We start from the raw sequence: 25,652 nt of genomic DNA, 5'->3' as shown, positions 1-25,652 counted from the left end.
TTCAATCTTCGTCCTCTTCATAACCGAGCAAATGCAAAGCCTTAGCCCGGTAACCTTTTCGTTGAGTCTGATAGACTAATGCTTCTTCCAAACCATGGGTTATCCAAATTTCCTGGGGGGCAATGTCGTCAATAGTCTGCAACAATTGGGGCCAATCAGCATGGTCGGAAATAATAAGGGGTAAGTCGACGTTTTTTTGCTTGGCACGTGCTCGAATCTGCATCCATCCGGAGGCATAAGCCTTAATCACTTCCCCAAAACGTCTTGTCCAACGATCATGCAATGCATTCGGTGGACAAAGAATGATTTTACCAGCTGACTCTTTGGCATTTAGAACATTGGCAGGTCTTAAATCTCCCAACTCAATACCAAGGGATTCATACAGCTCACACATTTTGATTAGAGCTCCATGCAGGTAAATAGGTTCTGTGTAATTGAGCAGGCGAAGGGATTTTATCAACCTTTGACATTTGCCAAGAGGGTATACAGCAATCAAATGTCCTATAGGAAAGTCATTCAGCGATTGAAATAACTTTGCTAGTTCATCTTCAATAGCAGGCTGCACGAAAATTGGTAAAGCAAAAGTCGCCTCGCTGATAAAAACATCACAGGGCATTGTTTCAAATTCCGTGCAGGTCGGATCAAACCGACGTTTGTAATCGCCAGAGTAAATGACGCGATTACCTAAATAATCCATTACAATTTGAGCGCTGCCAAGAACATGTCCGGCAGGAAGAAAGGAAATCTGGACCTGATTAATGGTCAAGGGTTGGCGATAGGGCAGGCTTTGTCCTTGCTCGAAACAGTTTTCTCCATATCGCAACCGCATAATCGCAAGGCTTTCACGGGTTGCCAAGATTTTTTTATGCCCGGGTCGCCCATGATCGCTATGAGCATGACTTATGATGGCAGTATGAACGGGGCTAAGGGGGTCAATATAGAAATCTCCGGGGATGCAATAAAGACCCTCGGATTTAATGGCAAACCATTGATGTGCTTTTAACATAAGCAGTTTACAAAGCCTTTACAGGATTAATCAGTTTAATGTTGCCATGCGCTTTCATTTTTTTCCTCATAATCATCCAGAGCCTTAATTAATCCCAGCAATACTTCAGCACTGGTTTCAAACATCGCTTTACACTGGGGGTCATTAATTTTTTTAATGTCTTCGCGAAGATGATCCACGTTTTCTTTAAAGCGTTGGCGCATGTTATGGATGTGATGAATGGGATTTGAGGTGTCCATAATGCCTCCTGCCAGAATTATTACTTTTATTAATTATAGTACTGAGGATTTTGGACTTGGAAACAGCTAATTTCTTTTTAGTAATTTTTGTAAATCCGGCCAGCGATAGCTATTGATGACATCATGGGCTTCAAGCCAGCCTCGACGCCCTTGAAAAATGCCCATTTGCATAAAATTTAATTCATGAGTACTGTGAGCGTCACTGGAAATGGCTATCTTTACCCCTCTAATTTTTGCTAATTTACAGTACACATCATTAATATCCAGACGATAGGGTTGCGCATTTAATTCTATAAAACAACCATTCTCCTTGGCGGCACAAAAAATTCGTTCAAAATCAATTGAATAAGGAGGGCGTGACTTAATTAAACGACCCGTGGCATGCCCCAAAATATTAAAATAGGGGTTGTCCATTGCTCTTAAAATCCGTTCGGTTTGTTTTTGCTCGTTGAGGCGAAACAGCGAATGAATAGAGCAGACAACGACATCAAGCTCCTTCAGCACATTGTTGGATAAATCCAGTGAACCGTCCTCAAGAATATCCACTTCAATGGATTTAAGAATCAGAAAACCATTCATTTTATGATTTAAGCGATCAATTTGGCGAATTTGCGCAAGCAAACGCTTTTCATCAAGACCATTGGTCATAGCCAGTCGTTTGGAGTGATCAGTGATGGCTAAGTACTCATAGCCGCGTTCAAACGCTGCGTTGGCCATGGCTTCCAGGCTTTCCTTGCCATCCGTTTCATTGGTATGGGAGTGTAAATCCCCCTTAATGTCTGCTAATTCGATCAAGCTGGGCAGATTGAGTGTTTTTGCCGCGTCAATTTCATGCAGTCCTTCGCGAAGCTCAGGTTCAATATAGGGTAAATTTAAATGCTTATAGATCTCTGCCTCTGTTTTTTGGGCGACTGCTTTCCCTGCTTTGAAAAGTCCTTGTGGATTTAAATTAAATGTTTGCTCTTTTGCGAGTTTCTCCAATTGTCTCAAGTGATGAGAATTACCTGTTGCATACAATAAATTGGCACCTAGAAGATCAAGTCCCGCAAAGTTAAAGATGGCATTTATACCGCACCAAAGGTTGACTTTGATGCAGTTTTTTTCCCGTGAAAGAAGATGAATCACTTGTGGAAAATTCAATATTTCCTCAATGACTCCTTCAGCCTGTTGGCTGCAGATGATAAAATGTAGCTGTTCAACCACTTCACAGCGGCGGCGAAAATCGCCGCAGCAGAGGACAAAATCAACTTCTTTGAGACTCAACAAACGGTCCTGCAGCAAAGTTACCACAGGAAGGGCATGATATAATCTTAGGAACTGCTTAGGATTTACCGGATTTTTTAGGTAATTTTTTATACGCTCGATGATCGCTTGGCTAAGCCAGGCCAATTCATTTAATCGACCTTCTTTAAAAGCGCTGAGCAACTCTTCGGCGCTATAAATGTTAAATTTTTTGTTCAGGATTTCGACTCTTTTTTTGCCTAATCCTGGAAGACTTGGGAGTTCATTAATGTTTTTGGTTGCTTGCTCTTTTAAACGTGGAAGTGTATTTTCAAAAAAAATTTGTTTGATGACAGAAGCAATTCCTTCACCTATCCAGGGAATGGACGTGAGTTTGAAGTTTTCATTGCTAAGCAGTTCAGACAGGTTGCTGGATAAAGCCATCACGGAGCGAGCCGCTCGACGATAGGCGCGAACTCGATAAGGGTTACTGCCAGAGGCTTCCAACAAATCGGAATATTGATACAGTTTTTCAGCGATTTCCTTATTGGTCTTATCCATGGCGATTGTTTATGAGATAACTCTCCTATAAGTATAATACTCACATCATTTTGCCTCAGGGTTTTCAGGTGGGTAATAAATTTGGATTGGGCGATGATTGCGATTGACCACAGCAAACGAAGTCAGTTTATGCTTGTTAGCGGTATTTTCATTCATAATGTGGTAAACCGGAATATGGCGAATTATTTCTGCATCGGCTATTAAAGACCGGTGGCAGCGCCAAGGAACCGCCTCGGCGCACATTATGGCAGGTGTTTTACTATCGGCTATCAAGGTATTTAATTCTTTGAGGGCAGCAAAAAATTCCTTGGTTTGCATGTAATCGGCATATCCTCTAAAACTGGCGTTGTGCCAACCTGTATTGATTGAATTTTTGCTGCCAGGACGCAAACCACCAAGGTTAAGCATATGGGTATATTGGATTCCTACTTTCCTCAGGGAGGATGCAAGTTCGTTTTTATTAAACCATGGCACATGTCGCGATTTCGGAACAGTGCGTACGTCCACTAAATGACTGATTTCATAACTCTGCAGGAGTTTAAGGAATTCATCCAGTGTTCGATTCGAATGACCAATGCTGTAAAGTCGTTTACTCATGGCAAATTTCCCTAAATTGCATCCCAGCTGATGATTTCGGCTTGAGCCTAATTAGCGTTTGAGTTAATTCTTTCTCCAATAACAGCCTGTTTTTCTCCAACTAATTCAGCAACTTGAAGCAGGAATTCCCTCTGTTTTAACATTTCCATCCCTGATTATTATTAATCATATACGAAGTGGGTGAATAATAATCTATTTGATCTTAATTAAAACCATGCAAACATCAAATCAACCAAGCTGTTCTTAAGCATTGTCAAAAAATTGAAGCTATATTTAAAAGAGAAAAAATAGGAGAAGTCAGAGGGAAGAAATGCAATTGGAAGCTTTTCAATACCTGGATGGTAGCGGCTGGAGCCTTAAATCTTTTCCGGATCTGGATTCTGAGAATACTCTGATCCTTGTTTTTGCCGCCCCAGAATTTGCCAGGAATGCAAAACCAATCCAAGAATTGCATCAGGCTTATCCAAAAGCAAAATTAATTGGTTGCTCAAGTGCTGGGGAAATTTTTGGACCCCATATATTTGATAAAAGCTTGTCGGTAGTCGTAATAAAATTTCAGCATACTGCAATTCAAATTGCAAAAGCCGAAGTAAAAACCATTGATGACTCCTTTTCTGCGGGGAAATCCATAACACAACAATTGATGGCTGATGATATAAAGAGCATTTTTGTTTTATCAGAAGGCTTAAACGTCAATGGCTCTGAGCTGGTTAATGGTTTAAATGCACCTTTTAACAGTGGAGAAAAACCGCTCATTACTGGAGGATTGGCTGGGGACGGCAGCCGTTTTAAAGACACCTGGACCATTTTTAATGGTGAACTCTTTAGCAATCATGTCGTTGCTGTAGCATTTTATGGCTCGCGTATTCACGTCGGCCATGGTTCGAAAGGCGGTTGGGATATTTTTGGCCCTGCCAGGAGAATTACTCGTTCTGAACGAAATATTCTTTATGAACTCGACAGTCAACCCGCCTTGGCATTATACAAAGAATATCTTGGGGAACGCGCTTCCGAATTGCCGGCGTCAGGACTTCTCTATCCTTTAGCAATTCAGGATATGAACAGCGAGGACAGAGTGTCCCTGGTGAGAACCATTTTAGGGATTGATGAGGAAAAACAAGCGCTTATTTTTGCCGGCGATATACCCACTGGTTATTACGCAAAACTAATGAGGGCCAATTTTGATAGACTCATCACAAGCGCTAATGAAGCTGGCGAGCTGGCGACTGAAAGCTTATTAGATGTTGATGAAAATGAAAAAAAACCATTTCTGGCTCTAAGCATTAGTTGCGTCGGGCGACGTCTGCTTTTGGGTGAGCGCACTGAGGAAGAAACAGAATCAACATTGGAAGCCCTTCCTTCAAAAGCTATCCAAGTGGGTTTTTATTCTTATGGAGAATTGTCTCCTTACGGTTTGGGAGATTGCAAACTGCATAACCAGACTATGACATTAACGACCTATTTTGAATCTTAGAAGAAAGCAATGGAAAACCAATATCATAAACTTCTACTCAGGCAGCTTGCCCGGGCTGAAACAAAACCTGATGAACTGCCTGACAGTTTAGACAAATGGCAGGCTTTTCTTTTTAGGATTAACAAAACTTATCAAGAGGCTGATCAGGAGCGTTACCTGCTTGAGCGGTCAATGGAAATATCATCTCGAGAAATGATGGTTTTGAATGAGAAACTGGAGCGTGCCCAACATGTGGCTCGCCTTTGTTACTGGCTTTACTCATCTGAACATGATGAGATTATCTGGTCCAGGGAAATCCATAGTTTAATTAAACTGGATTCAATGAAGACGCAAACGTTTGTCGAATTTTTAAAATTAGTACATCCGGATGATAGGGCAAAATTGCAAAAATTAGTCATTAAGGCATTAAGGGACAGGGTTAACTATACCTATGAAATGCGCTTGCTGGATACTTCCGGGCAATATCAGTGGTTTCGGACCATTGCAGAATGCCAGGGTGAGGGTAACCAATTATCAGGGGTATTAATCGACATTGATCGCGATAAGAAAAATGAAGAAAAAATTAAGGAATTAAGTCAGAAATTATTGATGACAGCCCATCGAGCAGGCATGTCGGAAATTGCCACTTCCGTCTTGCATAACATTGGCAATATTTTAAACAGCCTAAACATCTCCTTAAATATGCTTAAGGATAGTTTCCTCGAATCTTATTACTTAAAGTTGTTCAAAGTCATTGAAATGATTCGAAACAATCAACAAAACCTAGTGCAATTCTTGATGGAAGATCCTAAAGGGAAACTTATAGCAGAATACTTAATTGCCTTAGGTGAGGTGCTGGTAAAGGAGCGAAATAAAAATCTTGAAGAACTAACCAGCATTGAAGACGACTTGCAACACATTAAAGATATTGTTTCGATGCAACAAACTTTCAGTGGCGTTTCCGGGGTAATTGAAAAAATTTACATACCGGAATTGATTGAAACCGCTCTGCAAATCACTGCTAATCCAGGTAAAGATAAATTAATTCATTTTGAAAAAAACTTCATGGTTTCTTAGTTTGTCTTTGCTGATAAATCGAAGTTGCTGCAGATTTTAGTCAATATTATCCAAAACGCTAAAGATGCCGTTCATGAATCAACCAATAAAGATAAAAAAATTAAATTCGAAGTGAAACCAGAGAGTAAAAGTCATATTAAAATTCAAATCAGTGACAATGGGATTGGAATTTCCCCTGAAAATCTTGAACGGATTTTTGCCTTCGGGTTTACCACAAAACCTCACGGCCATGGTTTTGGGTTACACAGCTGTGCTCTGGCTGCAAAAGAAATGAACGGTTCTTTAAAAGCGGACAGTAAGGGGCCGAAAGAGGGCGCTATATTCATCTTAACTTTGCCTGCTAAAACGAAATCTGGGAGGGTTTTGCATGAGTGAGCTCGCACTTAAAATCATGATCATTGATGACAATCCAGCCATACATCAGGATTTTATTAAGGTACTCACCGCATCTTCAGAATCCAAAGTCTTTAATGATTTGGATAAACAGTTATTTGGTGAAAACAATGAAACTGCTGAGCAGGATCTGCTACCCGAATTTGAGATTGATACAGCTGATCAAGGCAAAGAAGGTGTTGAGAAAATTAAAAATGCAGCTCAACAAGGTAAACCTTATGCCCTGGCTTTTGTAGACATCCGCATGCCTCCAGGCTGGGATGGCTTAGAGACCATTAAACATATGTGGGAGATTGATAAAGAGATTCAGGTTGTGATTTGCACCGCCTATTCGGATTACTCCTGGGAAGAAACAGTACAGAAGTTGGGTGTAAGTGATAATTTATTGGTTTTGAAAAAGCCTTTTGACAAAGTGGCTGTACGACAACTTGCCTGTGCCTTAACTCGTAAGTGGCTTTTAGCCAAAGAATCTAAAAAACACACCGAAGCTTTAAAACAAATTGTGGCTGAGCAAACCCAATCCCTAAAACAGTCTTTATCTTTGCTTCGTGCCACGATTGAATCTTCGACAGACGGTATTCTGGTGGTTGATTTAGAGCAAAACATCGTTGATTACAATAAGCAATTTACTAAAATCTGGGAAATACCCAAGGTTATTTTAAAAGCAAAAAAAGAAAATTTGCTTTTCGAATATATGTTGGAAAAATTAAGGGCACCAGAGGAATTCCAGGGGCTCGTTGACCGTTTGCATGAAAAGATCAATGAAAGCAGCATTCAGGTTGTAAAATTTCGACAAGATAAAATAATTGAATGTTATTCTCAGCCTCATCGCATCAACAAGATAACAGTAGGGCGGGTTTGGAGCTTTCGTGACATTACTGAACGCGCTTATCTTGAAAAGGAATTGGAGCATCAAGCTACTCATGACTCATTAACTGACCTACCGAATCGAGTGTTACTCCATGACCGCATCCATCACTCCATTGCAACTGCCTCACGACAACAAAATTGCTTTGCTATTTTATTTTTTGACCTGGATCGTTTTAAATTAATCAATGACAGTTTGGGTCATGAATTCGGCGATAAGGTGCTGCTTGATGTCGCAAAACGATTATCCAATTCTTTACGGGCACAAGATACTTTGGCAAGAATTGGAGGGGATGAATTTGTCATGCTTATTCCTGATTTGGCAAAGGGAGAAGATGTTGTCACCCTTGCCCAAAAAATAATTAATTCTTTCAGCGAACCTTTTTTGGTGGAAGGACATGAGTTTATCCTCACAACCAGCATGGGCATCAGTATTTATCCGAATGATGCCAGAGATAACAATAGTCTTTTGAAAAATGCTGATTTGGCGATGTATCAGGCTAAAGAGCAAGGAGGAAATCAGTTTAAGTTTTATACCCCCGAACTGAATCAGCTGAGCAATATGCAGCTCGAACGTGAATCAGAATTGCGCCACGCCATTGCCAATCAGGAATTTTTTTTAGTCTATCAGCCACAGTTTGATATGCAAACGCATCAATTGCTCGGTATGGAAGCATTAATTCGCTGGCAACATCCAAAAAAGGGAGTGATACTGCCCATGGAGTTTATTCCAATTGCAGAAGCCTCAGGGCTTATTATTCCGTTAGGGGAGTGGGTCATTCGTGAAGCTTGCCATCAGATGAGGAAGTGGCAGAAGAAAAGACTCCCTTATGGTCGAGTTGCGGTAAATGTAGCCACGCAGCAATTGCGTCAAGCCAATTTTGCCCAAACTGTAAAATCGATTTTGCAGGAACATCATTTAAATCCTGAATCGTTAGAAATAGAGGTGACCGAAAATGTAGTGATTACCAATCCTGATGTTCAAAGAATGATTCAGGAGCTGAATAAAATTGGCGTCAAGATTGTGCTGGATGACTTTGGTACCGGTACTTCTAGTTTAAATTATTTGAAACAAATTCACATTGATAGATTAAAGATAGATCAATCCTTCGTCAAAAATATCGCCCAATGCCGGAGTGATGAGGTGATCATTGAGGCCATTATTGCCATGTCTCGCAGTCTTAATTTCAAAGTTTTAGCTGAGGGGGTAGAAAAAAAACAGCAAATGAAATATCTGAAAAATCACCGCTGCGATGAGGTTCAAGGTTATTTTTTAAGTAAACCACTTCCATTAGGCCAGATAGAAAAACTGCTGAAAGACATCGCTTCTGATAAAAATAAAGTGAATAATAGTAAACATTCTCCCAAGTTAAATGATGATTGATGAATTACCCCATCCTGGAAACTGTTCTCATTGTCCTTTTAACTGTTCTTTTAGTGAATATTGCTTTCCGTTTATTTCGGTTACCTTTAATCCTGGGTTATCTGGTGGTGGGTATTTTAGTGGGTCCTCACTCATTTGGCTGGATTCCTGATTCAAAAGCCATTAATTCTCTGTCTGAATTTGGTGTCGTATTTCTAATGTTTACGGTGGGTTTGGAATTTTCCTTTACCAAGCTGCTGGCTTTAAAATATGCGGTGTTTGTTCTCGGTGTTTTGCAGGTTTTACTAAGCATTCTCATCACTGCTGCAATTGGTTTAGGATTAACTTTATCCTTCATGCAATCCATTGCCCTAGGTTGCGTGGTAGCCATGTCTTCCACTGCTTTGGTGGTAAAATTACTTAATGAAGATTTTCAGATTCATACCAAGTACGGTTCAACAGCTATAGGTATTTTATTATTTCAGGATTTGGCTGTAATCCCAATTTTGGTCATCATTTCCAGCCTGACAAGTCATTATTTGGGAGCCCTATACTATTTTCTGCTCATAGCTCTGGGCAAAGCTGTAATTGCCATTGCGGTTATCCTTAGTATTGGCCGTTGGTTGTTAAGACCCTTATTTCATACGATTGCGGCTACCCGCATGACTGAGTTGTTTAGTTTAAGTGTATTGTTTGTCGCCATTGGTTCAGCATGGATTACTGCCAGGTTAGGCATGACTTTAGCTCTGGGTGCTTTTCTAAGTGGCCTTATGTTGGGTGAAACGCAATTTCGCCATCAAATTAAGCAGGAAATTCGTCCGTTTCGCGATGTGCTTTTAGGTTTATTTTTTGTTTCCATTGGCATGTTGGCTGACTTAAGAAACTGGATTGATGCGTGGTTTTGGATTGTGCTGCTGCTGTCTGCCTTGATGTTCGGTAAGACCATGCTAGTTGTTTTATTATGCCGTCTATCCGGTTTCGATGGGTACAATGCAATACGTACAGGAATTGTTTTAGGGCAGGGAGGGGAGTTTGGCTTTGCAATATTGAGCCTGGCTTTGACAAGTCATCTGCTTCCAGTGGATTATGGTCAAGTGGTGCTTGCTTCTTTGATCATTTCTTTCGCCTTCGCTCCTTTTATGATTCGCCACAACCAACAGATAGCCCAATGGTTTTTACCGAGCGCTTCCGCCTGGAATCAAGAAGAAACTGGTTATGAACTTAAACAACTCACCGCAAAGCTAAATAACCATGTGATTATTTGTGGTTTTGGGCGTGTGGGGCAAAATTTAGCTTATTTTTTAAATCGAATGGGTATCCCTTATGTGGCTTTCGATTTGGATCCAAGCATCGTTCACAATGCCACACTAGCGGGAGAATCAGTCATTTATGGCAACGTCACCCATCCTGAGCTTCTCACTGCAGCACAACCACAAAAAGCGGCGGCTGTGGTCATCAGTTTTGATGACGTGCAAACCTCTCTAAACCTCTTGCATCAGCTAAAGCAGTTCAAAATACCTATCTTAGTCAGATGCAAGGACGAAGCGGAATTTGCAATACTACGCGACAAGGGAGCTACACGAATTGTTACGGAAGTGTTTGAAGAAAGCCTGACATTGGTGAATTACCTGCTGCAAATTCTGCACATACCAAAAGAAAAAATTCAGCATGTCATTCAGCATGCGCGTGCAAATAATTATAAAATTATGTCCCACTTTTACCCAGGTTCATTTTTAAATGAGATGGGGGGCGGATTAATCTATGAGCATTTACGACCAGTATATCTTCCTGAACAAGCTTATGCCATTGCTCGGAGCATTGATGAATTGAATTTATCTAAAATAGAGGTTGTTGCGATCCGTCGAGAAAACCTTCACTTAAAGCCACAGTCAGACACAAGACTGCAAGCGGGGGATACATTAATCTTATACGGTTTACCAGATTATCTTGATGAAGCCGAAGCGATTCTTTTGCAAGGCTAATTCCAAATGACAGATTTGACAAGCGGATTGGCAACCGTTACAAATGGAAAATAACATTTTAAGTCGGCAATTATGGAATATAAAGATTACTACAAAATAATGGGACTTGATCGTAATGCCAGTCAAGAAGACATCAAGCGGGCTTATCGCAAATTGGCGCGCAAATATCATCCTGATGTCAGCAAAGAAGTAGGTGCCGAAGAAAAATTTAAAGAATTGGGTGAGGCCTATGAAGTATTGAAAGACAAGGAAAAGCGCGCCAAATATGATCGTTATGGACAATATTGGCAGCAACAAGGACAAGCTCGCCAGAGCCCTCCGGGCCAAGAACAGTATCAACAGTTTCATCCTGAAGATATGGCAGGTTTTGAGGATTTCTTAAATAGCATTTTTCGTGAGCGCTTTCATCAGGATAACACTTCTTCATTTTTTGATCAGGGAGAAGACATACATGCCAAGATTAATATCAATTTAGAAGACAGTTATCATGGCGCGGAGAAGACTCTGCAGCTGCAAACTCCTGTCGTGGACCAACGGGGCCAAGTACATTATGAACCGCGTGTCGTAAAAATAAAAATACCGAAAGGAATCGGCAATAAACAACAAATTCGATTAAAGGGCCAGGGTGGAAAAGGTCCCCACCAATCAGGTGATTTATACATTGAAGTGAACTTCAATCACCACCCTTGGTTTCATCTGCATAAGAAAGATATTCATTTGCAGCTACCGATTTCTCCCTGGGAAGCCGCTTTAGGGACTACGGTCAAGGTTCCAACCCTGGGTGGAGTGGTTAATTTAAAAATTCCGAAACTTTCACAGTCCGGTAAAAAAATGAGGTTAAAAGGTCGAGGGTTACCAGGTAACCCACCCGGAGATCAATACATTATATTGCAGATAGTAATTGAGCAAGTTGAAAATGAGCAGGCAAATCAGCTCTATGAACAATTGGCTTCTGTGAGTAAATTTAATCCAAGGGCGCATTTGGGAGTAAGTAATGACTAGGGAAAATAAAGAGTCAGGGGTTTTAGAAGGTGAGGATTTTTTCTACTTGTCATTACAACAAGTTAGTTGTTCTTTTGGAGTTTCCGAAAAAATAATTTTTGATATCCTTGATGAAGGAATTGTCGAAACTCAATTCAATGAAAACAAGGAGTTGCAATTTGATAGTGAAGCCATTGGCAGAATCCGCATGGTTTTGCGTTTGCATCAGGACTTAGGGGTGAACTTCCCTGGTGCTGCTTTAGCGTTGCAATTGCTGCAAGAAATTGAACGTTTGGAAAATTTACTTAGTCAGAAATAGGAGAAATAATGAGAAAACATGTGCAAATCGTGCTACTTGCTTTAATTGGTCTTATTTTGGTGGGCTGCAGCTTTACTAATGGCAGACCTGTTTTTACTCCCCGTCTTTCTGATGACGCCATTACAACATCAGTGCATCAAGCTTTTGTGAATAATCGAATTTTGAGCGATGCTCCTGTCCATGTTGAAACTCATCAAGGAAACGTTGTGTTAAGCGGTTATGTAAAAACGATCCGTCAAAGCGACACAGCCGCTGATGTAGCTGCTAAAGTTCCAGGTGTCAAATTCGTGCAAAATAATATCATCGTTAGAAAATAACTAAATTGAAATTGCATATTTTCGCAGTTCGTTCAGTTTATTCCGTAAAATTTGCGGAATAAACTGCACTGAAATTGGATGTATTATTTCTTTTTAGCAACAACTTTGAAGTGTACTTTCACATCGTCCTTCACTTCTTCAGTACTGGCCCAATCTCCTTGGCCTACTCCAAAAGTACTACGCTTTATGGTGGTATCTCCTTCTACAGTGGCTTTGTCGCCTGACAGTTGTTCCAGTTTAAAAGTTAATTTGACTGGGGCAGATTTATCGCGAATGTTTAACATGCCATCGGCTTCATAAACATTCTGCCCCAGTTTATTAAATTGATTTGCCTTAAATTCTGCTTTAGGGAACTTGGCTATGTTAAACCAATCTGCTGTTACCAAGGTGTCTTTTAGCTCGGCGTAAGAGGTGAATAAAGACGCCATATCTACAATAATATCTATACTTCCGGTTTTATAATCATCAGGATCAGCTATAATTTTTCCTGAAAATCGCTTAAATTCCCCCGAGACAGGAGCATTATTCTGTACTGCGGTAAAGGTCAATTTGCTTTCGGAAGGAATGATTTCCCACTCCGACAGCGCCGCATGACTGAAGAAAGAGTGCATGAAGAAGATAGAAAAAAGAAAACATTTCATTAGTTTATTTGTATTCATTAAAGCATTCTCCGTAAAATATCGTCTTTATCTATAAAATGATGCTTAAGAGCTGCTGCCGTATGTAAAACAATAAACGCGATTAAGCCATAAGCCAGATACTCATGAATTTCCTCAAATAAGGCCCTGGCGTTTTCATCGGGGGCAAGCAGATTGGGTAAAGTGAACAAACCAAAGAATGAAGCTGGTAATCCAGCCGCTGAAGTGATAGCCCACCCGCTTAAAGGCAAGGCCAACATGAAGACATAAAAAACCCAATGAACCGTTTTGGCTGCAATTCTCTCCCAAGTGGGCAAAAGAAGGCCTGGAGGAACATTCATTAAACGCCAAAATATTCTGATAATGGCTAATCCCAGCACTAAAAAACCATATTCCTTATGCCACCCATACCATTTTAGCTTTTGCAGGCTTATCGGCAGGTTTGTCATGTAAAAACCCATGATTAACAAAGCGATTATTAAGCCAGCAATCAGCCAGTGAAGGCTGATGCTAACCAGGCCATACCGCTCATTGCTGTTTCGGAGTTTCATGATTTTGCATCGATTGATTGTTAGTGTCGTCCGCCTTGTAAGCTTCCGCCTGAATATCTATATCCACTTCATCACCCAAATTGGGTAAAAAAGCACGCATGCCAAAATCGGAACGCTTTATTTTGGCGGTGGCTGAGAAGCCGACGGTTATTCGATCATTAATAGGATTTTTTCCTGCTTTGTTGAACGTTACATTCAAAGTGACGGGTTTGGAAATGCCGCGAAGATTAAGGACACCTTCCACTTTGGCTGAATTTTTTGACAGAACTGCAATTTTATTACTCACAAACGTGGCCATGGGATAATTTTTAACGTCGAAAAACAACTTGTCTTTTAAATGCTTATCCAACTCAGGTATACCGGTGATCACATCAGCGACATTAACTCTTGCTTCGACTTTACTGTTTTCAGGGTGCTCCTGATCCAGCAGCAAAGTCCCACTTGCATACCATTTGCCTGTTTGAGTGGAAAATCCTAAATGTTGAATACGCCAAGCCACATAGCTGTGTTGATTGTCAAGGATGAATTTTTCTGCTGCAGCTGCTGCTGCATAGGAACACCATGTGCAAGCAATTAACAGGATGAAGACGAATGAACGGCTCAATTTCCTTATCATAATAGCTCCAGAGGTAGAGTTACTGATTAATCATTGGTTATTTTTTTGCGGTCAGTTGACCGCCTACCAAGCGCTCACAAATGCCTTTAGGAAGAAAAATAAAAGCGTCTGCTTGGTTGTCTTTTGTTGATGAACCCGCACAAGAGGAAGTTGCCGTAGCACAATCATTCATCCCAGCTTTAACAACTCCATAGCATTTCTCCGTTGCCTGGTTATCTTGTTGTTCATTGGCTTGCAAAGCTTGTGTGGTTGTTAACATTAAAAAAGAAGTCATCGCTGCAACAACTAATTTATCTGTTTTACTCATTTGTTCCGTCCTTGAAAGTTATTCGTGATAATAATCCCGATTGTATCCAGCCCTTAAGCAGCGAAGCCGCCCGAAGGCCAACTTCTTCCTCTGCCATCCATTCGTTTAATCCAGCACAAATTTCAGCAAAATTAGCGCCTTTGACCAAGGCATTCAAGGCCCAACTTTCATCTTCTGCCAAGCAATAAAAACGGCTGCTGTAATTATGGCGCCAGATGACCCAAGTCGTCGATTCATTCTTTTTCTGAACTGGTTCTGGTTGTTTATTATTAGCAATAGCTTGCCAAATAGCTACTGTATTCCAAGCAAATTTCAGGAGATGCAGGGACGGATGGGGGGAAAATGTCATCTCAGCCCAGTGTTCCGGCTGAATGGCAGTCATGTGATCAATGGAGAGGACGGAAGCGTCAGTCGCATCAAAAGCAAGATTTAGCTGCCACTCAAATTGTGCAAGTTCGACCCAATGCGGCTGAGTGCTGCTGCATTCAGCCAAGTGAGTGCTTAAACAATCACCATACCAGCGAATGGAACGAAAGAAAGATGGATAGGCATCAATGTAGGAATGCGCTAATTGCAAAAATTGCTCATCACCGAAGTACTGACGGCAAACAGGATAGTTGCTGCTCAGACATTCTATTAACCGGCTTCGGTAAGCGTCACGGTATATGTCCAGACGTTGTGTGACCGTAATCATCCCTGAGTCAACAATAGCCTGGCTTAGAGCTAATTTTTCGCCGGTCATTAAATAAGCTTGAAAGGATTCTTGCAGACGTCCTAATTCGTTCATAATGCGGGCTCTTTGGCTAAAAAGGCGGTGGCAATCTCTTTGGCCTGGTTAAGTTCTGCAATCAGCTCATTTAAAGATGGAATGTTATCATCTCGTTCAATCATGGTAGAAATGACTCCGAAATATTGCAAAGATTGCGCATAAAGCTGCCAAACTTCCTGGCATACTGGAGCATCGTGCGTGTCAATAATGTAGTCACCATAATTTGAATGTCCGGCCAAATGAATTTGCGCTACTCGCTGTCGCGGTACTCCTCGCAGATAATCAAGGGGATTAAACTGGTGGTTAACCGAGCTCACGTATATGTTATTAACATCCAATAGCAAATGGCAGTCTGCCTGTTCGGCAATTTCTGCAATAAATTCCCATTCAGTCATTTCTGATTCATGAAAGCTTAAATAGCTGGAAACGTTTTCAATTAGAATGGGTCTGCCTAAGTAGTCTTGAACACTTCGAATTCTTGGGATGATGTGGTCGATTGCTTCCTCGGTATAAGGAACGGGAAGAAGATCATGCATATTTAAACCATTAATCCCTGTCCAGCAAAGATGATCCGAAATCCATTTTGCTTCAATACGATTTGCCAGCTCTTTTACTTGCCTTAAATACTCCCAGTCTAAAGGGTCTTTGCTGGCGATAGATAGAGAAACCCCATGCATCACTAAAGGATAATCCTGACGAATTTTATCAAGGTAGTAGAGCGGCTTACCGCCTGGAATTAAATAGTTTTCAGTTATTATTTCAAACCATTCTACGGCTGGGTTTTGTTGCACAATTTCTTCATAGTGCTCAGGCCGTAACCCAAGTCCAAAACCCAAGAAAGGCAATTTACCGTTTTCAAGTGAAGTCGTCATTTAGATTAATGGATTAGCCAGACATCGTCTGGCTAATCTCTCCTAATTATTGTGAGGAGCTGTCGGAATTGTCTGAACTGCTGCTGTTGTCGGAGTTATCAGAGTGATCGGAATGATCAGTCACAACAGTACCACCGGCTTTCTGGCACTCGTCCTTGGTCATCATGCTGATGCCTTGGCCTTTGCAAGAATTTTGACCTTTGCAGGAGTTGGTGGCGGTTTTACAAGCACTTTGACCTTTGCAAGAATTTACGCCTTTGCATTGGACTGTTTGTGCATCAGAAGATGCTTCAGAAGCATAAACAGGAGCAATAGCGAACATTGCTGCAGCACCCACAGCTAATGCTGCGCCAGTTAATTTGATTTTGTTCATAACAATTCCTTCGTTTAATGATAACCTAGATTGAACCAGTTAATGGTCCCCAGCGTGAATAGTGTAGAGACGAAAAATTCTCACTGTCAAGCGGCATTTAACAATTTTTATATTGTATACCAATAAGTTAAGATCATGACCAGAGTACTAGCATCCTGGTATATCAGGGCCGGGAAATCCACTCTCGCAAGCTTGCTTGCCTGAGAACTAATTCGATGCTTATCTCTTGGGATGATTTTGACGAAATCTTGAAAGCTCCGCTTGATTATGTTGAATGGTATAAGAGAGGCCAAGAATACTCTCAATCGGAATATGATAAATTGACTTATGTCTTAGCTGAACTTAAAACTCAAAATGAGGTGACTCATCCTGTTAACCAGTAATTCTTAAGACCTACTCCCTTTATTAGGAAGACTGCATCAGCAAATGGGTCAGTTTATTCACATTTGCTTTCATATTTCTGTGCCGTTGGATGTTTCCTTAAGGAGGCGAATGTTGCGCGACTACCACAAAAAGATGAAGCACAAGAAGATATACTGACTGAATTGAAGTTTTACTTAAAGCAGGCAAGAGCTTTATTCTTTGACGACGATCTGAAGCGCGACTCCGACTTCATTTTTAGCGGTCTTATGGATTTAGATAGACGGCTCATGCTGCTTAAGTATTGTTTACTCATTTGAATAAGAGTTACCAACACTGCTTTTAAATTCTTCGATGACAAACTCAGACAAATCGTGATGAATTTTTGTGTGTAGCTCGTCCCTCGAATACCGTTTTCTTTCCTGCTTAAAGAAAGTGTTTTTGCGTTCTTCAGGCTTTGTTGTATTTGATAATTCTATTATCTTGTCGATAAATTCATGTAAAGCCGGGAATTCGAATTTTTTATCTACTGATTCTTCAAAACAGCTAATCACATCGGCAATTTCTTGCTTAAGTTCAAAAGATTGTTTATGAAAATAAAGGTAACCTGTGATTAAATTATGGCAAAACAAGTTGAGGAGTTTAATTTTATCCATCACTTGTGGCTGACTTTGAAAGCTGTCTTTATACAGGTCAAATTTATTGGTGCCAACTGCATAGTCATACACACCATAAAGATGCCTATCGGTGAATTCACGTATTTCATTCTCCTTGACGGAGGAGTTTTTATTTTCGATTAAGAAAACAGACAAATTTTGCGCATGAATTCTCCTTTTCATACCTGCATCAAATACTTCATCCGCCTCATTTCTCAATTCAACAGGATGGGCTGCGCCCCCTATGAAAATGCAAAATACATCTTTCTCATCGATCAGTGAATTGATAAGGGAAGAAAACACTTCGTTAGGCTTGCGTATCCGATCCGCACTTCGCTGGAACTTTTCCATTCCACGAACAAGCTCCATCGGATCTTTGTAATCTGCATCCGTTTTATTGCAAAAAGGGTTGCTAATCACGTTTTCACAACCCATAACTTTAATTCCATGGTTAATGGCTGCCAAAATCACCGTGTATAAATTAATAGACACTTCTGATTTTTGTAATCCTGCAACTGACTTTAAAGGGTTTGAATGCTCTTGCTGTGCCTTGGCGAAAGCTTTGGCCATTTTATGATTATCCTCTTGGTTGAGGGCTTCGAAAAGCAATACCACTTTGCGTTTGGAGTGGCTTAATAAGTCAATATTAGCCAGAATGGCCTCATAACTGGGACTAACTCCATGTATTTCCCCAATCAGCAGGGCTGAGGTTTCTGGGTTATTCAAAGAAGTCTTAAGAAGGTTTCTAAAGGTTTTTGGTTTGTCAGAGGAAATTTGTCTGACAAGGTAATGACGGGTGACTGCCATAAGTTACAACTAAAGTACAACTAATGAATATATTTTGGACAATTTTTATAAAAATACAAGCTAATTTTTGAGCTGTATTGCTAAAAGCCAGCCAAAGAGCTGGCATTAATAGCTAAATCGGCAGTGTTTATTGATAGACAGCGAGTGCTGCTTGAATCGCTGGCCTTTCGGCAAGTGTTTGATACCATTTAATTAAGTTGGGAAACTGCTTGCCATCCAAGGGGCTTTGATAGAATTGTTCATAGCAATAAAGCCAGGGCCAAATAGCCATATCCGCAATGCTGTAATCCTCCAGTGCAATATGCTTATGTTTTGTTAATTGCTTATCCATAACCCCCATAAGTCGCTGAACTTCGTCGCCATACCGCTTCCGGGCATACGGCACTGGTTCAGGAGCATAACGATGGAAATGCCCATATTGACCAAACATTGGCCCAATATGGGCGGCTTGAAAAAAACACCATTGCAGAACCGTAAATTTCTCTTTTCGCTTTATGGGTAAAAACTGCTGATGTTTTTCTGCAAGATATTGCAGAATGGCCACACTTTCAAATAGATGAAAATCATCTTCCTCATCATAAAGAGCGGGTATTTTATTATTCGGGGAAATGGCTAAAAATTCGGGTTTAAATTGCTCCCCTTCAAAAATATTCACCAGCTTGATTTCATAAGTGGATTTAATTTCCTCAAGCATGATTGTGGGCTTAATGCCGTTTGGGGTTTTAAACGAATATAAAATATACATGGTGACCTCCTGTCAATTTTTGTGGGAATTCTGTATTATAAATGCAAGACGTTTCTTGCCCGCTAACCGATAGAAATCAGCATTCGACTTTAGACGGCATGTGGAGTAATCCAGCCCATGCTGAATGCTAAGAACAAGAATAAAAATAAAAGTAAAGATAACCCAATACGCCAAGTTAGTGCTTTGACCGTCCGTTTGGTTTTGCCTTCATCACGCACCAGAAAAATCAGGCTGCTACCTAAGGCAATGAGAATAATTAACATTACGATCAAGATAATGGCTTTGGTAAACATTTGTTATACTCCGCGAGCAAAAAATTGAAAATCGTACAGCTATTTTTGACAAAAGATAAAAAGATGTTGAGTTTAACCTGTTTCAATTACCGTTTCACGCCCAATTGGAAAATGTTTTTACTGACCATGTGTGCCATGTTCCTATTCACGCGTTTAGGATTTTGGCAGTTGCAACGCGGTTATGAGAAAAAGGACATTTTAAGTGCTGAAGCGCGCTTGGGTTCAGTCGCTCCCGTACCCTGGAATGAGCATAGCCCACTTCCCAAACAAGGGCAAAGAATTTTAGTCACCGGTACTTTATTAAATGAAACGTTTTTACTGGATAATCAATTTTATAAGCATCAGTTTGGCTATGACATTTTAAATCCTTTAGAACTTTCCTCAGGGGATGTAATTTTAATTGACCGAGGATGGATTGACGGTGATCTAACCAGACAAAAATTTCCCGAGGTGGTTATTCCCTCAGGAAACATAACTCTTCATGGAAGCGCTTATTTTCCCTCTGCAAAAAACTGGGTTCTTGGCCAAGTAATTGAAAAAAAGCAAGCCTCGCTCAGTATTATTGAGCGAATTGAAACGAAGACAATCAGCCAGGTTTTGCATAAAAATGTCTATCCGTTTATCATTCGCATGGGCAAAGAACAGGCAAACGGCTATGTGCGTGATTGGACGGTCGTCAGTATGACCCCTCAGCGTCATTATGCTTATGCTTTTCAATGGTTTGCCATGGCTTTTGTCACTTTAGTGCTTTTCGTTGCTTTAAATTTGAAGAAAACACATGAACACAGTAAAGCGTAACTATCTTATTTTATTCTTGTTGCTGTTGCTATTTGCTGCTCCTGGTCTGATAGCTTACATTTGCTACAGCCATCCGCAGTGGCTTGGTAGCACCCAAACGAATAAAGGTGAATTGCTGACACCACCGCCCAAATTTTTAGCCATGAGTCAAAATGCCAAATGGCGGTTGATTTTTTGGAATCCTGGAGATTGCAGCAGCGAGTGCATGATGCAGTTGGATAAAGTTGCTCGCATCCGTCTGGCTCTGGGCCGTCGGCTATACCAAGTGGAGCAATGGCTAATTTTAGATGAACAGGCTGCCGCTTTAAGTCCTCAGTTTGCAAGTACCCTGAAGGAGCAAGACATTGCAGTTTTACGCTTGAATGCAAAAAGCAAAACAGAAATGGCCATGCTTGAATCAGAGGCAAAAATCTTCATTGCCAATCCGGATGATTATCTTGTTCTGGCTTATAAAGCCAATGCCAAACCGGATGACATATTTCATGATCTCAAACATTTATTAAGTCTGGACAAGAGAAATGCTTAATCCTGTACAAGGAAAATTCATACGCTTAGTGGTTACAGTTGCAGTTGTATTGGCTTTATTTGTTGTAATGCTTGGGGCTTATACTCGATTAACCGATGCAGGCTTGGGTTGCCCGGATTGGCCAGGCTGCTATGGGCATATGGTATTACCAAAAGATCAGCAAAAACTGCAGTCAGCACAATATACTTTCCCCCAAATTCCACTTGAAACCCGGAAAGCATGGACCGAGATGGCTCATCGTTATGCCGCGGGAAGTCTGGCACTACTTATTTTTATTATTGCAGGCTATGCTTTTTGGCCGCGGAATCCTCAAGACAGATTCCCCTGGCAACTGCCTTTAGTCTTATTCATTCTAGTCTTTTTTCAAGCCGCTCTTGGAATGTGGACGGTTACCTTGAAATTATTGCCCGTGGTGGTAATGGGGCACTTGCTGGGTGGCATTTTGATTTTCTCTTGTTTGGCGCGCTTGCGCTTGCAATTAAGTTTTGTTCGTCCCCTTGCCCTTCCGCAGTGGCGTTTCTGGCTAGCTTTGGGGGTAGCAATCGTCTTTATTCAGATAGCTTTGGGAGGATGGGTGAGCTCCAATTATGCTGGCCTAGCCTGCATTGGCTTTCCCCAATGCAATGGGCAATGGTTGCCGCCTTTGCATTTTGCGCAAGGATTTAATTTATTTTCTCCTGTTGGGGAAAATTACCAAGGGGGATTATTGGATAATGACATCAGAATGACTATCCAATACATTCATCGTTTAGGAGCAATGATTACGGCTGCTTATGTATTTTGCATTGCCATCCTATCCGCTTTTAAAGTGAGAAAAACAAGTTTTAGGGTTTTTGCAATCCTGGCCATACTGCTTGTTTTAATTCAATTTACATTGGGTGTGCTGAATGTCATTTATTTACTGCCTTTAGGAATTGCCGTGGCTCATAATGGGGTAGCGGCTTTGTTGCTGGCGACCATGCTGATGATGCTCTACCTCACTCAAGGGAGACCTGCTAATGCCTGCTGCAACTGAGTCAAGTTATCACTTAAACTGGCGTGATTACCTAGAGCTTTGCAAACCACGGGTCGTAGCACTAATGTTATTAACCGTCATTGTCGGTATGTATTTAGCTACGCCTCATTGGATTCCGCTCTCTCTCCTACTGCCTTCACTTACAGGCATTGGCCTTTGCGCAGGAAGTGCAGCTGCCATTAATCATTTGGTGGATAAACGCATTGATTCCATCATGGCGCGAACCAGAAAAAGACCCATTGCCCAAGGTCGTGTTTCTGTAAAACAAGCGCTTTATTTTGCAAGCCTGATTGGTGGCTTGGGTTTGATGGTTTTAATTGTTTTTGTAAATAGCCTCACTGCAGTGCTGACTTTTATTAGTCTTATTGGTTATGCCGGTATTTATACCGGTTATTTAAAACGTGCTACTCCGCAAAATATTGTAATTGGTGGTTTAGCTGGAGCTGCACCGCCCATGTTAGGCTGGACAGCCGTTACCAATCAATTGGACCCACAAGCTTTATTGTTGGTTTTAATTATTTTCACCTGGACTCCACCTCATTTTTGGGCTTTGGCCATTTATCGATTTGAAGAATATAAAAACGCTGAAATCCCTATGCTTCCTGTGACCCATGGTATTGCTTTTACCAAATTGAATATTCTCCTATACAGCATTTTATTACTGGTAGTCAGTCTTTTGCCTGTTATTGTGGGTATGAGCGGTAAGTTGTATCTGATTGGCGCTCTAGTGTTAGGAGGGCGTTTTCTCTACTGGGCAGTAGTTTTATGGCGTAGGGAGCAGGCAGTCTTTGCCATGAGAACATTTCGTTTTTCTATTGTTTATTTAATGTCGCTATTTGCCTTTTTATTGGTTGATCATTATTTTTAAGGGGATCATATGTATATTGCCAAAATGAATCGACTAACGTTAGTAATGGGTTTTGTATTAGCCATTGTGGCTATTGCCGGAGGAATAGCCCTGGCTCAACATTTATCATCCAAAAAGAAGATTGATCCAAGTCAATTTAATGGAACTTTCCTGGAGGTTCCCCGCGAAATGAATGAATTTTCCCTCGTGGGCATCGATAATCAACCCTTTAATAACCAGAGCCTGCAAGGTCAATGGACGATGATTTTTTTTGGCTTTACCAACTGTGGCTATTTATGTCCAACCACAATGGCTGAATTGGGCAAAATGCAGCGTATCCTGGAGGAAAAGGGTGTACAGCCCTTGCCAAGAGTGGTCATGATTTCAATCGATCCTGAAAGAGACAGTTTGGAGAAATTGCATAAATACGTTAAGGCGTTCAATCCTCGTTTTTATGGTGCTCGTGGTTCTGATGAAATGATTAAGCAAATGACTCGTGAACTTGGGATTGCTTACAGTAAAATTGCGATGCCTAACAGCAGTGATCCTAAAAGTTATGATGTTCAACATAGTGGTGCAGTAATGCTATTTAATCCTCAAGGTGAACTGAATGCGTTCTTTACAACTCCTCATCAGGCGAATTTATTGGCAAAAGATTACCTACAGTTAATTTCTTAAGATTCAATAAGGATAAAGGTATCTGGACTGAAGGATACTTTTATCTAATTTAAGCTTGATGATGAGGCATAGATTTTTTCTTTTAGACTCAACAAAGCTCAAATTTTGAGCTAGGCTTTTCTATATCAAAAATAATAATTTAAGGAAAACCGGATTCATGAAAATTGCGATTTTATCTACTAATCCTCAACTTTATTCACATCAACGGCTCAAAGCAGCCGGAGAGGAGGCAGGTCATGAAATCCACATGATTAATCCTTTGTATTGTTATTTGAATGTTGCGACTTCAAACCCGCAAGTCCATTATCGTGGTGGTCATGCATTACCTAAATACGATGCGGTTATACCCAGAATTGGTGCATCCTTGACTTTTTATGGCACAGCCTTATTACGCCATATGGAAACAATGGGTATTTACACTCTGAATGAGTCCATTGCCATCTCGCGTTCGCGGGATAAATTTCGTGCTCTCCAATTACTGGCTCGTAAGGGCATCCCTTTACCCAGAACCAGTTTTGCACTCTCGCCCGATGATACAGAAGATTTAATTCATATGGTGGGGGGTGCTCCTTTAGTGATTAAGTTGTTGGAAGGTACACAAGGGAAGGGTGTTATATTGGCGGACAGTCATCAATCAGCGGTCAGTATTATCAATGCTTTTAAGGAAATGTCTACCAACATTCTGGTGCAAGAGTTCATTGAAGAATCAAGGGGCACTGACATTCGCTGTTTTGTCATTGGTGATAAAGTGGTTGCAGCAATAAAACGCCAGGCCAAGGAGGGGGAGTTTCGGGCGAACGTTCATCAAGGCGGCAAAGCCATAAAGGTAAAATTGTCTCCACAAGAGCGTGCAATTGCGGTGGCAGCAGCAAAAACCATGGGCTTAAAAGTCGCCGGAGTGGATTTGATTCGCTCCAATCATGGTCCTTTAGTGCTGGAAATTAACTCCTCTCCCGGTTTGGAAGGAATAGAGAAAGCAACACACATCAATATTGCAGCTAAAATTATACAATATATAGAAAAACATGCTAAACCCAAGACAATACATCAACGGTTCCAAGGATGAAAACAAGGCCAGCAATTAAAATCGCTAATGAAACAGTCAAGGCCGGAGAGGCGCGCTGCGTTAAACTCTCACTGGCTATGTTGTATACATCAGCAGCCATTGATATACCAGTTTATGTTTTTCATGGTAAAAAAGAAGGGCCTATTCTTTTTGTGACAGCTGCCATCCATGGAGACGAGATTAATGGGGTTGAGATTATTCGACGGTTGCACCACAACCCGAGAATAAAACGCTTACGTGGCACCTTAATTACAATCCCGGTAGTGAACGTTTATGGTTTTTTCTTGCATTCTCGCTATCTTCCTGATCGCCGCGATCTAAACCGCCAATTTCCAGGACGAGAAAAGGGCTCCATGGCATCTAAGCTTGCCAATTTAATCATGACGGAAATTGTCGAGCATTCAACTCATGGGATTGATCTTCACACGGGTGCGATTCATCGCTCCAATTATCCACAAACTCGATTTAGTCATCAGTGTGCGCAGTCGGCGAAACTAGCGGAAGCATTTGATGCTCCTTTGAGGGTAGCTGCAACCATGCGTGACGGCTCCCTGCGAGAAGCCACAGACAATTTGAATATTCCAATGATAATATATGAAGCCGGCGAAGCCTTGCGGTTTGATGAGTTTTCCATACGCATGGGTGTGCGTGGAGTATTGAATGTAATGACTTACCTCGAAATGTTTTCCCCTTCAATGCGTAAGGTTAGGAGAAGAAAAAAAGAGTTCATTTCTGCCATTGCAGAGTCAACCTTTTGGGTTCGAGCCCCTGAAAGCGGAGTAATGATCAGAACACAGGCTTTGGGAGAAAAGGTTGAAAAGGGAGAAATACTTTGTGTTATTGTCGACCCGCTGGGTGATAGTGAAACCAAAATTAAATCCCCCTGCAACGGAGTAATCATTGGAAAAACCAACATTCCTCTGGTCAATGAGGGGGATGCTATTTTTCATCTTGCTGTTTTTGAGAATTATGAAGAATTGCAATTGCCTGCTGAGGACATTGATGATTGGGATTAGGCTCTGGTCTTTTTCTGTTTCTGTTCACTCTTACCAGTCAACCAATCAGCACTAACTTCCAATTCTTCAGCTATTACGGTTAACAACTTACTGTCGGGTACGACCACACCATTCAAAAAAGCCTCTGCTTTGAATTTGGGAATTTTAACCAATTTGGCAAAAGCTTCAATTCGCTCTTCACTACGAGGCGGAACACCAATATTGTCGAGCTCTCGATTTAGACGCTCAGAAAATTGTTTGTTAGGCATGGCCACCTCAAATGATGTTTGGTTTTTATTTCTATAGCATAATTATATTTTTTTGCAAATTTTGTAAATAATCAAGGGGCTATAATTTTTCAAAA

At 41.0% G+C, this 25,652-nt stretch carries 30 protein-coding genes; 15 read left to right on the top strand and 15 right to left on the bottom strand.

All coding sequences use genetic code 11. From position 1 onward, the window contains the following. Nucleotide 1: 1 nt before the first annotated feature. From EL203_RS10765 to EL203_RS10750, 4 genes are all read right to left on the bottom strand, one after another. A complete protein-coding gene (locus EL203_RS10765; protein ID WP_058471982.1) occupies nt 2-1,006 on the bottom strand; it encodes a ligase-associated DNA damage response exonuclease in 1,005 nt (334 codons plus the stop codon). 35 nt (nt 1,007-1,041) lie between these two features. Further along, a complete protein-coding gene (locus EL203_RS10760) occupies nt 1,042-1,245 on the bottom strand; it encodes a hypothetical protein (RefSeq protein ID WP_058471983.1) in 204 nt (67 codons plus the stop codon). 66 nt (nt 1,246-1,311) lie between these two features. Next, complete coding sequence (locus EL203_RS10755; protein WP_058471984.1) at nt 1,312-3,027, bottom strand: DNA polymerase/3'-5' exonuclease PolX; 1,716 nt, start codon at nt 3,025-3,027, stop codon at nt 1,312-1,314. 45 nt (nt 3,028-3,072) lie between these two features. Beyond that, nucleotides 3,073-3,624 (bottom strand): DUF488 domain-containing protein, encoded by a 552-nt coding sequence (locus EL203_RS10750; protein WP_058471985.1) that lies wholly within the window; start codon nt 3,622-3,624, stop codon nt 3,073-3,075. Nucleotides 3,625-3,934: 310 nt separating this feature from the next. On the opposite strand from EL203_RS10750, the gene EL203_RS10745 reads away from it, so the two are divergent. The 8 genes from EL203_RS10745 to EL203_RS10715 all read left to right on the top strand — a co-directional run bounded on the left by EL203_RS10745 (nt 3,935) and on the right by EL203_RS10715 (nt 12,376). Next, entirely contained in the window at nt 3,935-5,098 is a 1,164-nt protein-coding gene (locus EL203_RS10745; protein WP_058471986.1) for an FIST signal transduction protein, read from the top strand. A gap of 9 nt (nt 5,099-5,107) precedes the next feature. After that, nucleotides 5,108-6,154: a PAS domain-containing protein gene (locus EL203_RS10740; protein WP_232003938.1), complete on the top strand. Its 1,047-nt coding sequence runs from the start codon at nt 5,108-5,110 to the stop codon at nt 6,152-6,154. 24 nt (nt 6,155-6,178) lie between these two features. Continuing rightward, nucleotides 6,179-6,529, top strand: coding sequence for an ATP-binding protein (locus EL203_RS14610; protein WP_232003937.1), 351 nt, complete (start codon nt 6,179-6,181; stop codon nt 6,527-6,529). After that, complete coding sequence (locus tag EL203_RS10735; RefSeq protein ID WP_058471987.1) at nt 6,522-8,798, top strand: EAL domain-containing protein; 2,277 nt, start codon at nt 6,522-6,524, stop codon at nt 8,796-8,798. The genes EL203_RS14610 and EL203_RS10735 overlap by 8 nt, the downstream gene beginning before the upstream one ends. Beyond that, a complete protein-coding gene (locus EL203_RS10730) occupies nt 8,798-10,759 on the top strand; it encodes a cation:proton antiporter domain-containing protein (RefSeq protein ID WP_058471988.1) in 1,962 nt (653 codons plus the stop codon). The genes EL203_RS10735 and EL203_RS10730 overlap by 1 nt, the downstream gene beginning before the upstream one ends. Nucleotides 10,760-10,831: 72 nt before the next feature. Beyond that, nucleotides 10,832-11,761 carry a DnaJ C-terminal domain-containing protein gene (locus EL203_RS10725; protein ID WP_058471989.1) on the top strand — a complete coding sequence of 310 codons (930 nt, stop codon included), beginning with the start codon at nt 10,832-10,834 and terminating at the stop codon, nt 11,759-11,761. Continuing rightward, a complete protein-coding gene (locus EL203_RS10720; RefSeq protein ID WP_058471990.1) occupies nt 11,754-12,059 on the top strand; it encodes a chaperone modulator CbpM in 306 nt (101 codons plus the stop codon). Before EL203_RS10725 ends, EL203_RS10720 begins: the two co-directional genes overlap by 8 nt. 8 nt (nt 12,060-12,067) lie before the next feature. Continuing rightward, nucleotides 12,068-12,376 (top strand): BON domain-containing protein, encoded by a 309-nt coding sequence (locus tag EL203_RS10715; RefSeq protein ID WP_058471991.1) that lies wholly within the window; start codon nt 12,068-12,070, stop codon nt 12,374-12,376. A gap of 83 nt (nt 12,377-12,459) precedes the next feature. Here EL203_RS10715 and EL203_RS10710 read toward each other — a convergent pair whose 3' ends face one another. The 10 genes from EL203_RS10710 to EL203_RS10665 all read right to left on the bottom strand — a co-directional run bounded on the left by EL203_RS10710 (nt 12,460) and on the right by EL203_RS10665 (nt 19,363). Next, complete coding sequence (locus EL203_RS10710) at nt 12,460-13,035, bottom strand: YceI family protein (protein WP_058471992.1); 576 nt, start codon at nt 13,033-13,035, stop codon at nt 12,460-12,462. Next, nucleotides 13,035-13,565: a cytochrome b gene (locus EL203_RS10705; RefSeq protein WP_058471993.1), complete on the bottom strand. Its 531-nt coding sequence runs from the start codon at nt 13,563-13,565 to the stop codon at nt 13,035-13,037. Before EL203_RS10705 ends, EL203_RS10710 begins: the two co-directional genes overlap by 1 nt. Beyond that, nucleotides 13,543-14,178 (bottom strand): YceI family protein, encoded by a 636-nt coding sequence (locus tag EL203_RS10700; protein ID WP_058472270.1) that lies wholly within the window; start codon nt 14,176-14,178, stop codon nt 13,543-13,545. The genes EL203_RS10705 and EL203_RS10700 overlap by 23 nt, the downstream gene beginning before the upstream one ends. Nucleotides 14,179-14,218: 40 nt before the next feature. Then, nucleotides 14,219-14,440 carry a BufA1 family periplasmic bufferin-type metallophore gene (locus EL203_RS10695; protein ID WP_375232610.1) on the bottom strand — a complete coding sequence of 74 codons (222 nt, stop codon included), beginning with the start codon at nt 14,438-14,440 and terminating at the stop codon, nt 14,219-14,221. A 40-nt stretch (nt 14,441-14,480) separates the two neighbouring features. Then, nucleotides 14,481-15,275 (bottom strand): HvfC/BufC N-terminal domain-containing protein, encoded by a 795-nt coding sequence (locus EL203_RS10690; RefSeq protein WP_058471995.1) that lies wholly within the window; start codon nt 15,273-15,275, stop codon nt 14,481-14,483. Continuing rightward, entirely contained in the window at nt 15,272-16,129 is an 858-nt protein-coding gene (bufB, locus tag EL203_RS10685; RefSeq protein ID WP_058471996.1) for an MNIO family bufferin maturase, read from the bottom strand. Before bufB ends, EL203_RS10690 begins: the two co-directional genes overlap by 4 nt. Before the next feature lie 46 nt (nt 16,130-16,175). Next, nucleotides 16,176-16,502, bottom strand: coding sequence for a BufA2 family periplasmic bufferin-type metallophore (bufA2, locus tag EL203_RS10680; RefSeq protein WP_232003936.1), 327 nt, complete (start codon nt 16,500-16,502; stop codon nt 16,176-16,178). A 668-nt stretch (nt 16,503-17,170) separates the two neighbouring features. Then, a complete protein-coding gene (locus tag EL203_RS10675; RefSeq protein WP_058471998.1) occupies nt 17,171-18,325 on the bottom strand; it encodes a hypothetical protein in 1,155 nt (384 codons plus the stop codon). Nucleotides 18,326-18,452: 127 nt separating this feature from the next. Further along, nucleotides 18,453-19,070, bottom strand: a complete 618-nt coding sequence (locus EL203_RS10670; protein ID WP_058471999.1) for a glutathione binding-like protein — start codon at nt 19,068-19,070, stop codon at nt 18,453-18,455. An 89-nt stretch (nt 19,071-19,159) separates the two neighbouring features. Then, on the bottom strand, nt 19,160-19,363 hold the full coding sequence (locus EL203_RS10665) for a twin transmembrane helix small protein (RefSeq protein ID WP_058472000.1): 204 nt from the start codon (nt 19,361-19,363) through the stop codon (nt 19,160-19,162). Nucleotides 19,364-19,426: 63 nt separating this feature from the next. Here EL203_RS10665 and EL203_RS10660 point away from each other — a divergent pair, with 63 nt between their 5' ends. The 7 genes from EL203_RS10660 to EL203_RS10630 all read left to right on the top strand — a co-directional run bounded on the left by EL203_RS10660 (nt 19,427) and on the right by EL203_RS10630 (nt 25,309). Then, on the top strand, nt 19,427-20,161 hold the full coding sequence (locus EL203_RS10660) for an SURF1 family protein (RefSeq protein ID WP_058472001.1): 735 nt from the start codon (nt 19,427-19,429) through the stop codon (nt 20,159-20,161). Next, nucleotides 20,142-20,687 carry a hypothetical protein gene (locus tag EL203_RS10655; RefSeq protein ID WP_058472002.1) on the top strand — a complete coding sequence of 182 codons (546 nt, stop codon included), beginning with the start codon at nt 20,142-20,144 and terminating at the stop codon, nt 20,685-20,687. The genes EL203_RS10660 and EL203_RS10655 overlap by 20 nt, the downstream gene beginning before the upstream one ends. After that, complete coding sequence (locus tag EL203_RS10650; RefSeq protein ID WP_058472003.1) at nt 20,680-21,702, top strand: COX15/CtaA family protein; 1,023 nt, start codon at nt 20,680-20,682, stop codon at nt 21,700-21,702. Before EL203_RS10655 ends, EL203_RS10650 begins: the two co-directional genes overlap by 8 nt. Further along, entirely contained in the window at nt 21,686-22,570 is an 885-nt protein-coding gene (cyoE, locus tag EL203_RS10645) for a heme o synthase (RefSeq protein ID WP_058472004.1), read from the top strand. The genes EL203_RS10650 and cyoE overlap by 17 nt, the downstream gene beginning before the upstream one ends. A gap of 9 nt (nt 22,571-22,579) precedes the next feature. Then, nucleotides 22,580-23,227 carry an SCO family protein gene (locus tag EL203_RS10640; protein ID WP_058472005.1) on the top strand — a complete coding sequence of 216 codons (648 nt, stop codon included), beginning with the start codon at nt 22,580-22,582 and terminating at the stop codon, nt 23,225-23,227. Between the two features lie 157 nt (nt 23,228-23,384). Continuing rightward, nucleotides 23,385-24,293 (top strand): 30S ribosomal protein S6--L-glutamate ligase, encoded by a 909-nt coding sequence (rimK, locus tag EL203_RS10635; RefSeq protein WP_058472006.1) that lies wholly within the window; start codon nt 23,385-23,387, stop codon nt 24,291-24,293. Then, nucleotides 24,290-25,309 (top strand): succinylglutamate desuccinylase/aspartoacylase family protein, encoded by a 1,020-nt coding sequence (locus EL203_RS10630; protein WP_058472007.1) that lies wholly within the window; start codon nt 24,290-24,292, stop codon nt 25,307-25,309. Before rimK ends, EL203_RS10630 begins: the two co-directional genes overlap by 4 nt. On the opposite strand, the gene EL203_RS10625 is transcribed toward EL203_RS10630, so the two are convergent. Further along, nucleotides 25,306-25,557, bottom strand: a complete 252-nt coding sequence (locus EL203_RS10625; RefSeq protein ID WP_058472008.1) for a hypothetical protein — start codon at nt 25,555-25,557, stop codon at nt 25,306-25,308. The genes EL203_RS10630 and EL203_RS10625 overlap by 4 nt on opposite strands. Between the last annotated feature and the right edge of the window lie 95 nt (nt 25,558-25,652).

This window comes from Legionella jordanis (assembly GCF_900637635.1).
Classification (GTDB): Bacteria; Pseudomonadota; Gammaproteobacteria; order Legionellales; family Legionellaceae; genus Tatlockia; species Tatlockia jordanis.
This window is presented reverse-complemented; position numbering and strand designations above follow the sequence as displayed.

Coding starts and splice junctions, on each gene's coding strand:
- bufA2 (WP_232003936.1), bottom strand. CDS start 16,502: ATGAACAAAATCAAATTAACTGGCGCAGCATTAGCTGTGGGTGCTGCA.
- EL203_RS10750 (WP_058471985.1), bottom strand. CDS start 3,624: ATGAGTAAACGACTTTACAGCATTGGTCATTCGAATCGAACACTGGAT.
- EL203_RS10640 (WP_058472005.1), top strand. CDS start 22,580: ATGTATATTGCCAAAATGAATCGACTAACGTTAGTAATGGGTTTTGTA.
- cyoE (WP_058472004.1), top strand. CDS start 21,686: ATGCCTGCTGCAACTGAGTCAAGTTATCACTTAAACTGGCGTGATTAC.
- EL203_RS10665 (WP_058472000.1), bottom strand. CDS start 19,363: ATGTTTACCAAAGCCATTATCTTGATCGTAATGTTAATTATTCTCATT.
- EL203_RS10740 (WP_232003938.1), top strand. CDS start 5,108: ATGGAAAACCAATATCATAAACTTCTACTCAGGCAGCTTGCCCGGGCT.
- EL203_RS10705 (WP_058471993.1), bottom strand. CDS start 13,565: ATGAAACTCCGAAACAGCAATGAGCGGTATGGCCTGGTTAGCATCAGC.
- EL203_RS10760 (WP_058471983.1), bottom strand. CDS start 1,245: ATGGACACCTCAAATCCCATTCATCACATCCATAACATGCGCCAACGC.
- EL203_RS10720 (WP_058471990.1), top strand. CDS start 11,754: ATGACTAGGGAAAATAAAGAGTCAGGGGTTTTAGAAGGTGAGGATTTT.
- rimK (WP_058472006.1), top strand. CDS start 23,385: ATGAAAATTGCGATTTTATCTACTAATCCTCAACTTTATTCACATCAA.
- EL203_RS10710 (WP_058471992.1), bottom strand. CDS start 13,035: ATGAATACAAATAAACTAATGAAATGTTTTCTTTTTTCTATCTTCTTC.
- EL203_RS10625 (WP_058472008.1), bottom strand. CDS start 25,557: ATGCCTAACAAACAATTTTCTGAGCGTCTAAATCGAGAGCTCGACAAT.
- EL203_RS10655 (WP_058472002.1), top strand. CDS start 20,142: ATGAACACAGTAAAGCGTAACTATCTTATTTTATTCTTGTTGCTGTTG.
- EL203_RS10670 (WP_058471999.1), bottom strand. CDS start 19,070: ATGTATATTTTATATTCGTTTAAAACCCCAAACGGCATTAAGCCCACA.
- EL203_RS10690 (WP_058471995.1), bottom strand. CDS start 15,275: ATGAACGAATTAGGACGTCTGCAAGAATCCTTTCAAGCTTATTTAATG.
- EL203_RS10745 (WP_058471986.1), top strand. CDS start 3,935: ATGCAATTGGAAGCTTTTCAATACCTGGATGGTAGCGGCTGGAGCCTT.
- EL203_RS10630 (WP_058472007.1), top strand. CDS start 24,290: ATGAAAACAAGGCCAGCAATTAAAATCGCTAATGAAACAGTCAAGGCC.
- EL203_RS10735 (WP_058471987.1), top strand. CDS start 6,522: ATGAGTGAGCTCGCACTTAAAATCATGATCATTGATGACAATCCAGCC.
- EL203_RS10695 (WP_375232610.1), bottom strand. CDS start 14,440: ATGTTAACAACCACACAAGCTTTGCAAGCCAATGAACAACAAGATAAC.
- EL203_RS10730 (WP_058471988.1), top strand. CDS start 8,798: ATGAATTACCCCATCCTGGAAACTGTTCTCATTGTCCTTTTAACTGTT.
- EL203_RS10765 (WP_058471982.1), bottom strand. CDS start 1,006: ATGTTAAAAGCACATCAATGGTTTGCCATTAAATCCGAGGGTCTTTAT.
- bufB (WP_058471996.1), bottom strand. CDS start 16,129: ATGACGACTTCACTTGAAAACGGTAAATTGCCTTTCTTGGGTTTTGGA.
- EL203_RS10725 (WP_058471989.1), top strand. CDS start 10,832: ATGGAATATAAAGATTACTACAAAATAATGGGACTTGATCGTAATGCC.
- EL203_RS10660 (WP_058472001.1), top strand. CDS start 19,427: ATGTTGAGTTTAACCTGTTTCAATTACCGTTTCACGCCCAATTGGAAA.
- EL203_RS10715 (WP_058471991.1), top strand. CDS start 12,068: ATGAGAAAACATGTGCAAATCGTGCTACTTGCTTTAATTGGTCTTATT.
- EL203_RS10650 (WP_058472003.1), top strand. CDS start 20,680: ATGCTTAATCCTGTACAAGGAAAATTCATACGCTTAGTGGTTACAGTT.
- EL203_RS10755 (WP_058471984.1), bottom strand. CDS start 3,027: ATGGATAAGACCAATAAGGAAATCGCTGAAAAACTGTATCAATATTCC.
- EL203_RS10675 (WP_058471998.1), bottom strand. CDS start 18,325: ATGGCAGTCACCCGTCATTACCTTGTCAGACAAATTTCCTCTGACAAA.